Annotated in this window: 2 protein-coding genes; both read right to left on the reverse strand. The window is 35.6% G+C overall.

The features are described from left to right. Window positions 1-83: 83 nt before the first annotated feature. Window positions 84-443: a hypothetical protein gene (locus AB1401_03545; protein ID MEW6614534.1), complete on the reverse strand. Its 360-nt coding sequence runs from the start codon at window positions 441-443 to the stop codon at window positions 84-86. Between the two features lie 183 nt (window positions 444-626). After that, the gene (locus AB1401_03550; protein MEW6614535.1) at window positions 627-1,217 is read right to left on the reverse strand and encodes a hypothetical protein; all 591 of its coding nucleotides are present in this window, start codon (window positions 1,215-1,217) and stop codon (window positions 627-629) included. Window positions 1,218-1,324 lie beyond the last annotated feature (107 nt).

Below are 1,324 nucleotides of genomic sequence, written 5' to 3' on the forward strand. Positions count from 1 at the left end.
GAGGGCGCGAAGCGCCCTCGACAACGTAAAGGCTGACTTGCCGCTACTTATTAGCGGTCAAGTCCAGCCGCTTGTTGTGTTATTTATTCTTTAACTTTAATTTCTGACGAGACGCATCTCACGATTTGCCTGATCCTCTCGATCTGTTGCGCGAGAGGGATACCACCATTGAGGATAGCATGGATTTCTGTGATGCGAGAGTCGAAAGGAGCTAACTCCATATGAATACCACCGTTAGAAACAGCTTTATCAAGATTCTTTTGAAGTGCAGAAACCCTTTGCTTGTAGGTTATATTTTGGTTCTTAAATTTCATTTTTTCTATCTCCAATGTTACTATTTGTTTGTGAAGTTTGGTTATTTGCGCCTTCAATTGTCGAATGTATTCTTGAACTATCGGCTCCGATGCCTTGAGAGCCGTTTCGAGAAAATTTTTAGTAGTCATAATATTAACTCCTTTTCATCTACACAACGTTAAAATCAGCGGTTGAAAATCCGCTGAATTTTGTTGTTAGGAGGTGATTGTATGTTTTGTTTTCTTCTATCAATAGTAGTCATTTTACATGGTTTGGGATTTATTGATGCTATTTATACTTCTTATAGCATAAGAAGTTCAGTTATTATTAATTTAGGAAGTTGTCTTTTGTTTTATATTAATGCCCGCTATATCTTGTAATAAATATAGATTAGTAAAATTTTTAGGTTTGGCTTTAATTATATGATTAACTCCAAAAGCATCGGTACATGTTATTTTTAATTTTTTAATTTTATTTATAAGATCAGAATGAGGTTTATCTGTTGCAAATAAAGCAAAACCATGTAAAGGGATTCCGTATTCTATAGGATTATTTTTTGAATAAATTACCTTATTTTTAAAATCGGGAATTGTTATTTCTTGTATATCACTATGAAATGATGGTTGATCAATGTTTTGTGTGCCATAAACCCTTAAAGCTTTTTCGTAACCATTGCTAATATCAAATTCAAGTTCATAATCAAGAATATGTACAGGGTTCTTTCTTTTATTAGTCAGATATAAATACACAAAAAGGCTTGTTTTTGGAGTACGAAATTGGGGAGTATGCCATTCTCCTGTCATAATATTAAGTATTTTCCCCTTTATCTTTGGAGTGCTTGTGAACCAATTATACAAAAGGGTAATCCATCCAGAAAGGGCGACAATGGTAGTTATTATATATATGACTATTTTACTCTCCATTTTTACTCCTAACGCCGCGGATGAGGAGTGCCCCCGCAGGGGGCATCTGTTCAATCCGCTGGTTGTGAGGCGCTTCGCGCCGAACAATCAGCGGATACTGCTCATCC

Source organism: Thermodesulfobacteriota bacterium (assembly GCA_040757775.1).
Lineage (GTDB): Bacteria > Desulfobacterota > UBA8473 > UBA8473 > UBA8473 > UBA8473.